Annotated in this window: 9 protein-coding genes and 4 pseudogenes; 4 read left to right on the top strand and 9 right to left on the bottom strand. The window is 64.2% G+C overall.

Annotated elements, in window-relative coordinates; translation table 11 throughout:
• Window positions 1-2: 2 nt before the first annotated feature.
• From AC5JJ1_RS00805 to AC5JJ1_RS00820, 4 genes are all read right to left on the bottom strand, one after another.
• On the bottom strand, window positions 3-317 hold the full coding sequence (locus tag AC5JJ1_RS00805) for an HU family DNA-binding protein (RefSeq protein ID WP_495783213.1): 315 nt from the start codon (window positions 315-317) through the stop codon (window positions 3-5).
• 147 nt (window positions 318-464) lie between these two features.
• The gene (locus AC5JJ1_RS00810; RefSeq protein WP_495783214.1) at window positions 465-1106 is read right to left on the bottom strand and encodes a hypothetical protein; all 642 of its coding nucleotides are present in this window, start codon (window positions 1104-1106) and stop codon (window positions 465-467) included.
• A gap of 319 nt (window positions 1107-1425) precedes the next feature.
• Window positions 1426-1731 (bottom strand): hypothetical protein, encoded by a 306-nt coding sequence (locus tag AC5JJ1_RS00815; protein WP_495783215.1) that lies wholly within the window; start codon window positions 1729-1731, stop codon window positions 1426-1428.
• A gap of 257 nt (window positions 1732-1988) precedes the next feature.
• The gene (locus tag AC5JJ1_RS00820) at window positions 1989-2408 is read right to left on the bottom strand and encodes a hypothetical protein (protein WP_495783216.1); all 420 of its coding nucleotides are present in this window, start codon (window positions 2406-2408) and stop codon (window positions 1989-1991) included.
• Window positions 2409-2516: 108 nt separating this feature from the next.
• Between AC5JJ1_RS00820 and AC5JJ1_RS00825 the strand changes: the two are divergent.
• The 4 genes and pseudogenes from AC5JJ1_RS00825 to rfbC all read left to right on the top strand — a co-directional run bounded on the left by AC5JJ1_RS00825 (window position 2517) and on the right by rfbC (window position 8246).
• Window positions 2517-4085: pseudogene (locus AC5JJ1_RS00825) on the top strand (ISNCY family transposase).
• A 159-nt stretch (window positions 4086-4244) separates the two neighbouring features.
• Window positions 4245-5141 (top strand): IS3 family transposase, encoded by an 897-nt coding sequence (locus tag AC5JJ1_RS00830; protein WP_495783217.1) that lies wholly within the window; start codon window positions 4245-4247, stop codon window positions 5139-5141.
• 1216 nt (window positions 5142-6357) lie between these two features.
• Entirely contained in the window at window positions 6358-7701 is a 1344-nt protein-coding gene (locus AC5JJ1_RS00835) for an NAD(P)H-dependent oxidoreductase (RefSeq protein WP_495783218.1), read from the top strand.
• Window positions 7698-8246, top strand: a complete 549-nt coding sequence (rfbC, locus tag AC5JJ1_RS00840) for a dTDP-4-dehydrorhamnose 3,5-epimerase (RefSeq protein ID WP_495783219.1) — start codon at window positions 7698-7700, stop codon at window positions 8244-8246. Before AC5JJ1_RS00835 ends, rfbC begins: the two co-directional genes overlap by 4 nt.
• 5 nt (window positions 8247-8251) lie before the next feature.
• On the opposite strand, the pseudogene AC5JJ1_RS00845 reads toward rfbC, so the two are convergent.
• The 5 genes and pseudogenes from AC5JJ1_RS00845 to AC5JJ1_RS00865 all read right to left on the bottom strand — a co-directional run.
• Window positions 8252-8620, bottom strand: a pseudogene (locus tag AC5JJ1_RS00845) (transposase); the annotation flags it as partial.
• A 32-nt stretch (window positions 8621-8652) separates the two neighbouring features.
• Window positions 8653-9210, bottom strand: a pseudogene (locus AC5JJ1_RS00850) (transposase); the annotation flags it as partial.
• 593 nt (window positions 9211-9803) lie between these two features.
• A pseudogene (locus AC5JJ1_RS00855) lies at window positions 9804-10849 on the bottom strand (IS110 family RNA-guided transposase).
• On the bottom strand, window positions 10839-11423 hold the full coding sequence (locus tag AC5JJ1_RS00860) for a transposase family protein (RefSeq protein WP_495783220.1): 585 nt from the start codon (window positions 11421-11423) through the stop codon (window positions 10839-10841). Before AC5JJ1_RS00860 ends, AC5JJ1_RS00855 begins: the two are co-directional and overlap by 11 nt.
• Window positions 11424-11503: 80 nt before the next feature.
• The coding region (locus AC5JJ1_RS00865; RefSeq protein WP_495783221.1) for a transposase domain-containing protein at window positions 11504-11783 on the bottom strand (280 nt) is incomplete at its 5' end.

Raw genomic sequence — 11783 nt, forward strand, 5'->3', positions numbered from 1 at the left:
AGTCAGCCCACGTCAGATTTGCGCGTTTCCCACACCCAAGTCGAACTGCGCTTTAGTTTAACACCAGCCGAAAAGCGAACGACTTCCGAGGCGGCGATCGTCAGCGCTTCGCCAGTCTGGATATTGCGCCCCTGTCGCTTGCCACGCTCCCGCCTCTCGAAACTGCCGAAGCCGGTCAGCTTGACGTTTCCGCCCCGCTCCATGGCAGCGGTGACGGCGCCGCAGAAGGCGTCGATAGCGCGGCTGGCATCAGCCTTGGTCATGGCACCCTGCTCGGCAACGAGTGCAACAAAACCGTCCTTGGTCAAAACGCCCATCCTATGGATGGTCTGCCCACGCCATACAGCCCTCGGCGATGCGAGGCCAAAGAAAACCGGCCGCCGCAATCTTGGTCGAGCCAGAAAGCCCGGACAGGGTGCCGCTACCCCGTTCCGCAACCCAGTCAGGCCGCCTCCGGCGCGGGCTCAGGCGTCGTCGACAAGGGAATCGAGGTCCACCTGCTGGATCGAGAACCAGATCGGCTCAGGGCTACGCGCGGCGGTGCGCAGGATAAGCTTCGCCGCGGACAGCAGCTCATCGAGCGAGCGGAAGGGATTCACCGCCTCTTCGCCATCGCTGGTCCGCATCAGCAAGGCATACCCAGCCTTACCCGCCCGCGGCGATGCTGGCGCCGCTGGTTTCGACGCTGCCATCCCACGCCCTGGTCGAACGGAAGCGGAAGGCTTGGGCGGTGGACCGGGCCGTTCAGACGCGGGTCGCGTGGCCGGTGGCGGCCCCTGCGGCTCAGCTGCTGCGGAATCAGGCGCGTTAGAGACCGGCAGGGTTGGAGGTGTGGGCTCCAGTGCTGCCTTGGGCAGCGCACCGAAGAGGTCGGTCGCGGTGGTGGGCGCGGTTACGGGCAAGAGACCAGCCTCTGCCTCGACCTGGCTTGCGGGTGGCGCAGCTGTACCGGCATCCCCGGCCCCCTGCCGGCGCTGCTTGGCCAGAATGGCGTAGATGTTGGCAGGCGTGCAGCCATAGGCCGCTGCGACCTCGGCCACCTTGTGTCCCTCGACGTCGACCCGGCGGACGATCGTCGCATGCTCCTCGCGCAGGATCCTCGGCATCCCTCCTCCCCCCTTTTCCCTAGGCCTGACCGTTCCGGAACCAACAAAGAACTTTAGCTGAGCCCGGAGATACCACTGGGTACAGGAAATTCAAATTTGAATTTGGAACAGCATACCCGCCCGGCACCAAGGCCGGCCCGCCAGTGACACCCCTTTGGAGGGCGCTACAGCTTGGGTTCAACCCTCGACAGCGGGCCGGGCGCTTCGCTAGAGCAGCGAGGTCTGAGGCCGCGGCAAGCCCGCTGCTGCCTTTCGCCTCGGCAGCGCGGTTGGTGAAGGCGCTGGTGGCTTGGCGAGCTGGCCGGGCCCGGCATAGCCGTTATCGGCAATCAGGCGCAGCTTGCAAGGACGTGCCCACGGCTGCCTCGGCCGGCAGGTCCAGCGGCACCGGCCAAAAGCATTTGATTCGGTCCTCACCACGCAGCGCCAGGAAGACCACCCGGTCCACCCGGTCAGCACCGTCGGTCTCCGCCGCCAGCCGAAAAGCCGAGACCTCAGCAGCGGTCTCGCCGAGCGCCATGGTGAGCTGCTGAACCTCGACCTCATGGCGCTTGAGGGCGTGCTCGGTCGGCTCCTCGGCTGTGCCGCGGTAGAACCGCAGAGGACAGCGGTGCAGATACTCCACAAGGCCCGGGCCTCGCGCGGGCGAGCGAGCCCGGCATCAGCAATCGACCGGGGTGTTCAACAACGCCTCGGCCTGCTGGATTAAGCTGCGCAGTCTTGCGGCGACACGGCTCGCTTCGCCCCGGAGCCGCTGGCCCGCAATGACCTCAGCGCTCCGGCCACCATGCTTCCAGCTCGCCCGGCGGCACCGCTTAAGCCGTTCGGGCGTCCGTGCGCCGGGTCGGGGCTTCGTCGGGGACGCGAGAGGGTCGCTCACTTTCAACCCTCCCCCCGGTCCAGGCGCCCCGCAATGACAGCCGCCCCGCCCTCCTGCACGTTCACATACTGGACCGTCACGAGTCGCTGGCCACCGTTCCGCAGCCTCTCCAGGGTAAGCATGCCGTGCTGTGTAGCCTCCAAGGCCCGCACCGCAGCCCGAGCCATCCAGGCTGCCTCGATGCTCTGAACCTGCTGTCGGGGCTCGAGGGCAAAGGATTCGACATCCATTGCGAAGCTGTTCGCTCGGGCAGCCAAGGTCATTCCGAGCTCGTACATCACCGCGATCTGGTGTGCGAGGTTGCGCTCCAGCGCAATGCGCGCGCCGATGCTGTCGGTCATTTCCAGGCCCAGGGTCAGCGCTGCGCCCGACACCTTGCCCGTGAGTGCCAACCGGTGCTCGGTGGCTTCGGCTGCCTGCACAGCGACGATCAGGATGGTTGGCGCATTGCCTCACCTAATTTGCTCCTGAATCGGGACCGTTGCCTCACCTGAGATGCTCCCGAGCAGCGCTGAGCTGCCAGGGCTGAGATGAGGCGGGTGAGCATGGCAACACGGAACGAGTTGCTGGCAGCCGTTGCGGAACGGTACGCCCGGTCGAGCCGGCTGGACGCGGCCGGCTCCTCGACGAATTCGTAGCGGTGACGGGTCACCACCGTAAGCACGCGATGCGCCTGCTACGGGGCAGTGGGGCTGGGCCGGCGGCGTGGCGAGGACGCCGGGACCGCGTTTATGACGCGGCCATACGCAAGGCGCTGATCGTACTATGGGAGGCTTCCGACCGGGTTTGCGGCAAGCGGTTACGGCCGTTGCTGCCGGTATTGGTCGAGGCGATGGAGCGGCACGGCCACCTGCAGTTGGCGGCGGAGGTACGTGCCGGCGTGCTGGCGATGACCGCAGCGACGATCGACCGGCTGCTGCGGGAGGTGCGGACGGCGGCGGGCGGGGCACCGCGGCGCCGCACGCCGCCCTCGGCGGCGTTGCGGCGGAGCGTGCCGGTGCGGACCTTCTCTGACTGGGGCGACCCGGCGCCCGGCTTCATCGAGGCCGACCTGGTTGGGCACAGCGGGCCGACGGCGCGGGGCAGCTACGTGCAGACGCTAGTGCTGACCGACATCGCGTCGGGTTGGACGGAATGCGCGCCGTTGCTGGTGCGCGAACAGGTGCTGGTCACCGAGGTACTGAACGAAGTGCGGCGCGTGCTGCCCATTCTGCTGCTTGGCTTCGACACGGACAACGACACGGCCTTCCTGAATGAGACCGTCCGCGACTACTGCGCGGCGGCGGGGGGTAGCGTTCACGCGCTGCCGGCCATACCGCAAGAACGACCAGGCCCATGTGGAGCAGAAGAACGGTGCGGTGGTGCGACGGATTGTCGGCTATTGTCGGCTCGAGGCTGCGGCGGCGTTGGCCGAGCTGTACCGGTCGGTGCGGCTGTTCGTGAACTTCTTCCAGCCCTCGTTCAAGCTGGCCGAGAAGTCGCGCGACGGCGCAGTGATGCGGAAGCGTTATCACGCCCCGGCCATGCCGTATCAGCGACTGGTGGAGGATCCGCGGATCCTGGAGGAGATCAGGGCGCATCTGCGCAGAATGGCCTCCGGCTTGGATCCGGTGCGGCTGCTGCGTGACATCCGGGCAGCGCAGCAGCGGCTGGTGGAGATGGCCAACCGGACCGGCGTTGGCGAGCAGGCGGCACCGACGCAGCCGACGCTCGAGGAGTTCCTGAAAGGCTTGCGGACAGCTTGGTGTGAGGGTGAGGTGCGCTCGACAGCGCAGCCAAAGCCCAAGGTGACGAGAGAACGACGGCGGCCGGATCCGCTGGTTCAGGTGACAGCGCAGTTGCACGTGTGGTTCTGTGCCTCGCCCTGGCTGACGGCCCGAGAGTTGCTGGCACGCTTGCAGGCGGAAATGCCGGACAGCTACCCGAAGACGTTGCTGCGGACCCTGCAGCGGCGGCTGAAGCAATGGCGGGGAGATGCGGCCCGGCAGCTGGTGTTCGGAGCCGGAACTGAGGCTACGGCCGGGAGCGATGTTGAGGCAACGGGAGCGCCGGTCGCGGCAACGGGTGTAGCCAATGAGGCAACGGGCATGACAGGTTGAGGCAGCAGCGGCGCCTCGGGAGCAAGCTCGTGAGGCAACGGGCTCCGGCTCGGGAGCATCTGCAGATGAGGCAATACGCCAACCATCCTGATTGTCGCTGTGCACCCTGGAGCAGGCACGCCTAGAAAAACCCGCGTTGCGCTTGCCGTTGCCGCCACCGTGGTAGGTCCGCTTCGCGGCCCAACCCCGGTGAAGGCCGTGGCCGGCACCATCGGCGTTGCCCGGTGCAACCTGGTCGAGCAGCTCCGGCGCCCCGATCGGCCGCGACGTGGCCCCTACCGCCGCGTCGAGGACGAGGCTGTGCTGGCCGAGATCCGCGCCAGCACCGATGCTCGGCCCACCTATGGCTACCGGCGCGTCACCGCCCTGCTGAACCGGGCCAGGCGCAGCTCGGGAGAGCCTCCGCTCAATCACAAGCGCATCTTCCGGCCGATGGGGCTCTCCTCAATGCTTCCTCAGCCCCACACCGGGAGGCGGCCAATCCGTGCCCATGAGGGTACCGTCATCGCCCCGGCCTCGAACCAGCGCTGGGCGTCGGACGGCCTCGAGATCCCCTGCTGGAACGGCGAGGTGGTCCGCGTGGCCTTCGCCATCGGCACCCATGACCGTGAGATCACGGCCTGGGTCGCCACCTCCGGCGGCGGCATCTCCGGCGAGATGATCCGCGACATGGTTGGACGCATGCGTCCAACCGACTGCGTCGAGCGCCGGCTCGACGCCATCCGCGCCCCGCAGCCCGTCCAGTGGCTCGCCGACAACGGCTCGGCCTACACCGCCGCGGAGACAACGGACTGTGCGGCTGCGCTGCCCCTCGTTCCGTGCTTCACGCCGGTCCGCAGCCCCGAGAGCAACGGCCTCTGCGAGGCCTTCGTCAAAACCCTCAAGCGCGACTGTGCCCGCGTGAACCCCAGGCCGGACGCCATCTCCGTCCTCCAGCAGATCCCCGCTTGGTTCGAGGACTACAACACCGTCCACCCGCACTCCGGCTTGCGTATGCGGTCGCCACCTGAGTTCATCGCCCAACAGTCAGCCAACCAAGCCGCATGTCCGGTTTGATGCGGGCCACTTCAGCTGGAGCGGAGCGGATCCCGGTAGATCCCCTTGGCGCTGATGCGCTTGCCGCGCCGCCGCTCGATGGTGTCATCGCGTCCCAACAACACCGGCCCCACCGGCACGAAGGCGTCCAGCAGTAAGCCGAGCGGGACCCGCGCCGCCGCCCGCTCACTTCAGACGGTACAGTTGAGAATACGATGGCGGCTGACGAACCACCGCTCCCGGCAGAACCCGGTAACCCGAAGAATGCTGTTTATCGTGCGCCGGCCTGGCGCCAGGGTTCGAAGCACTGCTTCGAACGCCAACGGCTGGTCCCGACCAGCAGCACTTCGGCATACCGCCAACTCCGTTGCTGGGAGAGCGAAGCGAAGCATGAGACTGCCGCGGCGAAGCGGGCTGGCAGGCGTGGCATGGCAGTTGTCCTTTGGCCAGGACGCCTCGGATCACCCGCTCACCCGCCTCAGCCCAGCAAACTGGCCAAAGTCGAGCTTAAGTGCGCTGTCTCAAAATCAGGTCAGCCACTTTCAGCCGAAAATAAGAAGAAGCCACACGCCTCGCTTTGATAACGAGTTTGTTGATTGTGGTGAATTCCGGTTAATGTTCTACTGGGTTCGCATTTAGGGAGCGCAACGTTGCTCACGATTCTGAGTTAGCGGAAAAACATCGTTTTCATCTCTACATTGAGAAAACAATCGAATTTTGATAAAAGATTTTCGCAACGGTGTGGCTTGACGGCTGAGAATCTGACCAATCACCGCACGGTGCGGAGCAGTATTGGATGCGTGGAAGGTCGGAACATGAATTTCAACGGAGGTGGAGGACCTCTCTCCACGCAGAGCCTGCAACCTACTTTGCGCAGCCGCCTCGCATAGGTGCGCTAATGAGGCCACCGCCTTCTGCGCAACCGCGGTCACTCAAGCACTCCAGTGATCAATCCGCAGAACCGTGATGCTGTGGACAACCAGATGCATCCTCAGATGATGTTTCGTTGAATATCCTCCAACCTCATGACGAGTACCATGGCGTTATTTCCCGACGCGCAGCGGGAAGTGCACAGCGGCGAGGGTATCGATCGTAGACTCAAGCGGACACATCACATCGGCACATCTATCACGTAAGGACAAGACGACCTGATGTTAAGCGCGCGGGATGCCTACACACTGGTTACGCAAACTTCAAACCCTGCTCGCTTATGACGTTTGATTGAAAGGAATCGGACTTGATCATTGTTGACACCGCGCTTGCGCGTCGCGCAGCCGAAGGACGACCGATTCAGGTCGGCATCGTCGGGACCGGCTTCCAAGGTGCTGCCATCGTCCGCCAAATCGTCACTGCGACGCCCGGTATGCGCGTCGCGGCTGCAGCGAACCGAAACACCAGCAAGGCGATCGCCGCTTTTACCGATGTGGGGATTGAACCAGCCATCTGCGACAGCCGGTCTGCAGTCGCCAACGCCATTGCTCGAGGTCAGCCGGCGGTTGTTGAGGACCCGTTGGACCTTGCCAGCGCTGACGGCATCGACGTCGTCGTCGAGGTGACCGGCTCCGTCAACTACGCTGCCGAGGTTGTCCTGGCGGCCATCGCAGCCGGCAAGCACGTCGTTCAGATGAATGCTGAATTGGATGGAACTGTCGGTCCGATCCTGAAGCAGCGTGCCGATGCGGCTGGTGTCGTCTACAGCTTTTCGGACGGCGATCAACCAGGCGTGCAAATGAACCTTTTTCGGTTTGTGCGCGGGATCGGCGTGACGCCTGTGCTCTGCGGCAACATTAAAGGATTACACGACCCTTACCGCAACCCGACGACCCAAAAGCCTTTCGCGGAACGCTGGGGACAAAAGCCCGCAATGGTGGCTTCCTTTGCTGACGGTACCAAAATTGCCTATGAGCAAGCAGTGGTAGCAAACGGTACAGGCTTCAAGGTCGCGCGGCGTGGTATGATTGGCCCGGATTTCTCAGGCGGTGATCCCTACGCGCCTTTGGTTCCCCTTGAAGAGGCCGTTGCGGCATTTTCTGAGCGCTTAACAGCTGGTGGCCCAGGCCTCGTCGACTACGTCGTTGGCGCCCGGCCCGGACCTGGCGTCTTCGTCCTCGGCACCCATAATGATCCAAGGCAGCAGCATTTTTTGAATCTCTACAAACTCGGCTCAGGCCCCTACTTTTGCTTCTACACACCGTACCACCTCTGCCACTTCGAGGTGCCGACGTCGATTGCTCGAGCGGCACTTTTCCGCGATGCCGTCCTTGCGCCGCTAGGCAAGCCGGAAGTTGGCGTAGTTGCCGTTGCAAAGATCGACCTCGCGCCTGGCGATGTCATCACCGAGTTTGGTGGGTATCATGCTTATGGCGTCGCCGAGAACAGCGAGGTCATAGCGCGCGAGGGCCTGCTGCCACTTGGCATTGCGTTGGGCTGCCGGATTGTACGACATGTAGCCAAGGACGCTGTCCTGACTTTTGCGGATGTTGAGATCCCTGCCGGTCGCGTCGTCGATCAGTTGTATGCAGAGCAGGAGGCTTGCTTTGCGATGCAAGCGCCGAATCCCAACGTTGGAGCCGCAGCATGATATTTCTCAAGACCACTTTGCAGGATGCGTGGTTGATCGAGATTGAGCCCAGAGGCGACGATCGAGGAAGTTTCGCTCGTACCATGTGCATTGATGAGTTTGCTGCGCATGGCATCGCACACAATTTTGTCCAACAGAACATGTCAACGTCAAGCCAAGCAGGAACTCTTCGAGGTCTGCATTTCCAACATGCCCCGTATACGGAAGCAAAGTTGGTCCGGTGCATTCGAGGCGCTATCTTGGACGTGATTGTCGACCTGCGTTCCGGCTCACCCACCTATCGCCACCATGAAGCATTCGAGCTTACCGCAGCGAACCGTAGACAACTTTACGTTCCGGCAGGCTTCGCGCACTCCTTCCAAACACTCGTTGACGATACAGAGGTATCGTATCTGGTGTCAGCGCCTTATGCACCGCAGTCGGAAGGCGGTCTACGTTACGACGATCCGCTACTCGGCATCTCATGGCCACGACCCATCACGGCCATCTCTGACAAGGACTTGGCATGGCCATTTCTTACCTCAGATGCTGAACCAATATTTTAGAGTGCCTAACAGCACCATCGTTGGACGAAGCGCCAAGCGATAATGGCGGAGGCGGGGGTGAGGAAGGCGGTATGGATGTCGGCACGCCGTTCTTAGCGGATCGCCAGCCGCCGAAACTGGCTGAACCAGGCCAAGGTGCGCTCCACGACCAACCGAGGCCGCCCCAACCTGGCGCTGCTGTCGATGCCACGGCGTGCAATCCGCGGCTGGATGCGACGGCGGGTCAGGGCCCGGCGGCAGCGGCGGTGATCGTAGGTCTTGTCGGCGTGCAACTTGCCGGGTCGCTGTCGGGGCCTGCCCTGGGATTGCCGGATTCGCGGTACGGCATCGACGACCTCCTCTAGCATCATGCTGTCGTGCAGGTTAGCTGCGGTCGGTGATTGTCAACGAAGTTGTCCGGTGCCGATTAGGCTGCGTCTCTGATGTCGCGGTCGCTGGTGTGGCGCTCGGGGTTGAGGCAGACATCGCCGATCGGCGACCAGTTTCGGATCTGACCTGACCAGCGCCCCGGGTTGGCGGCGCGAGCTTCGGTATAGAGCTGGGTGCGACGGGCAAGGAGTGCGCGGTCCTGGCCGGTGTGTCGGGCATTGGGTGTGACGAACCAGATCGCACTATGGCGGTGCTCGTCGTTGTACCAAGCCACGAACCCGGCGACCCAGCGTTGCGCGTCTTCCCTGCTGGCGAACCCCGACCTTGGCCAGTCCGGCCTGTACTTGCAGGTTCGGAACAGGGCTTCAGAGAAAGGATTGTCGTCCGCCACCCGCGGCCGGCTGGAGGAGGCGGTGACGCCGAGCCGCTCGAGGGTGGCCTTCATGGTGGCACCCTTCATCGGGCTGCCGTTGTCGGCATGCAGGACAAGCAGCTGGGTGAGGCAGCCCTCGGCCCAAACGGCACGGCGCACGACATCGCTGGCCAGTTCGGCCGCTTCGCGCTCGTGGACCTCCCAGCCGACGATCTTGCGGCTTATGTGGACGGCCAAAGAGTGCAACGCTTTTCCCTCCCCCTCACGCTAACGGCACAGGGGTTCCAACGTGGCGGACCATCAGATCACGACCATCAGCTGATCAGCGACGGCGTCCCGACCGATAATGGTGAAGCTTTGGGTAGGCGGCCTGCCGGAGCGACCATTAAGGGGAGAGCGCAGGCAGGCCGCCTACCCGCAGCGGAGTTCAGCTGCTGGCGCTAGCCGCCGGTGATCTCCAGCCTTGGTTCGTGTTGCGAGGCACTTGTGATCCGATGCAGTGCTTGCAGGCTTCCCCTCTCTGGCTACCTCCATTTGGGATGAACTCGACCCCGCTGACGTTTGTCACTGGTACGCGTGGAAGGTCCGGTCAGCTGCGCCCTTATGTTCGACCTACTTCGCAGCATCTGCTGCTGGCCATCATGGGTGTGCGCGTGCGTGTTAGGCGCCAATCTGTAAAGCGTGCTCGAAGCACACAGCCGCTAAACGGCATTGCCTAAAACTGCTTGACCTGCAGTCCTCCCCATCACGATTTTCAGCGCTTGCTGCCGGGCCGACTGGGCTTGCGCCCGCCGCCTACCGTGCGCGCTCGCACATCACGCCGTCGCTGTCGCACCCGGCGCAACACCGCCCTTCGCACAGTAGACCTCCTTGCGCGCCATCACCGCCCAGGCGATGCGCGCCATCTTGTTGGCCAGGGCCACCGTCACATGCCGAACGGAGCGCCGCTCCAGCAGCCCTCGCACCCACGCGCCTGCCGCGCTCCTCCACTGCTCAGCGCGGTACACCATCGAGGTGGCACCGAGCACCAGCAAGGTCCGGATCTGCCGATTGCCCGACTTGGTGATCCGGCCAAGATGGGCCTTGCCGCCGCTCCGATGCTGGCGCGGAACCAACCCCAGCCAGGCCGCGAAATGGCGTGCGCTCGGGAAGGCCCCGATAGTGTCTCCGACCGTTGCCGCCAGCAGCGAGGCAGTGATCGGCCCAATGCCAGGGATTGTAGCCAGGCGCCGAGCCGCGTCGTCTTGCCGGGCGTGTGCGACAATCCGCCGCTCCAGATCCTCAATCCGCTCAGTCGCCGCGCAATAGTGCTCACGCAGTTCAGCCAGCACCTCGCGTGCTTGCGCCGGAATGCTCTTGTCCTCCTGCACCAGCCTCATGAGCTCTTTCAGCTTGTCCATACCCTTCGGTACAACCAAGCCGAACTCAGTCGCCAGCCCGCGCATGGCATTGGACAGCATGGTTTGCTGTTTGACCAGCAGGGACCGAACCGAATGCAGGGCAAGGACACCCTGCTGCTCCAAGCTCTTCACCGCGACGAACTTCGCCTCAGCTCTGGACGCGGCGGTGCAGATCGCCGCCGCGTCAGCCGCGTCGTTCTTCTTGCCCCGCTTGACGAACGGCTTGACTGCCTCGGACGCAATCAGCTTCACTTCGTAGCCGAGACCGCTCAGGACACGGGCCCAGTGATGGGCCGCACCGCAGGCCTCCATCACCACGGCGCAGCGAGGCTGCTGCTCGAGAAGGGAATAAGCTCGTCGCGCCGCAGCTTGCGCTTGAGCTGGACCTTACCCATCGCGTCAACTCCCTGGAGCTGAAAGAAGGACTTCGCGGTGTCGAGCCCGATCATGCTAACGCTCATGGCGGACGGCTCCCTTACGCGGGTTGTGACGACCGCATCTTGGCACATTGATGCCGTTGGGGGCCGTCCACCCCATCTGTAGATGTCGAGGATGAGGTACAGCTAGAAGAACCCGGCCCGGATCGGGGCGGGCATCCAGGGGATGTCCCAGCTCCAGACCTCGCAGGGGCTGCGGGCGCGGTGGCTGGTTGGCGGCGCGCTGACGGCCTGGCCCGGCCGCGATGGTGCTGCGCCCTTCGGCGCGCAGGATGCGGTACAAGCTGGCTTCCGAGGCGAGATAGCGGCCCGCATCGGCGAGCCAGGGCACGACCTGGCTGGGCGGCAGGCTCTTGAAGGCCGGGCTGTTGCAGGTGTCCAGCACAGCCCAGCGCTCCTTCTCCGACAGCTTGTTACCCGGTGCTGGCCGAGGTGTCATCGGACGGCGATCTCCGGGCGCGCCGTCCCTGGCCCGCCAACGCCGGCAGGTGCGCTCGTCGATCCCGGGTTCTGCGCAGGCCTGGGCGCGACGCGCACCGGCCGCGGTGGCCTGGTCGATCAGCGCCATGGCATTCTGGCGATCTGGGGTGCTGATCATGCGTCCTCGCCGTCCCCCCGATCGCCGCGGCGTTTTTTCGTAAGCGTGGCTTCGGGACCCTTGGATGGCCGGCTTGACGCTCAGTCAGCTTTTGCGGTGGCCCAGTGCCAGGGCATGAGCTCGTCGATGCGGTTTTGCGGCCAGCCATTGACGAGCCGGGTCAGCAGGTCGGTCAAGTAGACCTGCGGATTGACGCCATTGAGTTTGCAGGTTTCCACGAGAGAGGCGATGTCGGCCCAGCGGCGGCCGCCGTCATCCCCCGACGCGAATAGTGCGTTCTTGCGGCTCAGGACGACCGGTCTGATGGCGCGTTCGACGGTGTTCGTATGTGTGCCTTGTGAAGGTGCACTGCTCTCCCTG

Source organism: Belnapia sp. (assembly GCF_059504005.1).